This is a genomic window from Alcanivorax sp. HI0083, assembly GCF_001635175.1.
This window is the reverse complement of sequence record NZ_LWFX01000071.1, coordinates 1-475: the sequence shown is the minus strand read 5'-3', so window position 1 is coordinate 475 and position 475 is coordinate 1. Positions and strand designations below refer to the sequence as shown.

Here is a 475-nt window from a genome sequence, read left to right as displayed (position 1 = left end):
GAGTACCTGGAAACCAAATACCTGTGCATGGGAAGTTAAGAGCAGGAACGAGTTGAAAGTTAAAAGTTGAAAGGCGCGACAGAGTATTAAGCACGCGAAACATCAGTGCCCGCGTACACAGCCCAAACCGCGCGAAGCTCAACAGGCCGAGAACACAATTACCGTTCTCCGCGTTTTAACTTTCAACTTTAAACTCGCAACTCGGAGTTAAGGATGACGAAACGGCTAAACATCGCCCTGCTCCCCGGCGACGGCATCGGCCCTGAAGTCATGGCCGTGGCCGAACAAGCACTAACACTGCTGATTGACCGCTTTCAGTTGCCGCTGTCCTGTCACTCTTTCCCCTGGCCGTCCCACGCTTGGCACCAGCAACACGGGCAGATGATGCCGGATGATGGCGTGGACCAGTTACGCGCCTTTGATGCCATTTTGTTGGGTGCGCTGGGCGATCCGGGGCCACTGGATGATCCGGACC

At 55.2% G+C, this 475-nt stretch carries 1 protein-coding gene; it reads left to right on the top strand.

All coding sequences use genetic code 11. The features are described from left to right. Positions 1–213 precede the first annotated feature (213 nt). Positions 214–475, top strand: a 262-nt coding sequence (locus A3754_RS00750) for an isocitrate/isopropylmalate family dehydrogenase (protein ID WP_255363094.1), incomplete at its 3' end; no start/stop codon positions are given.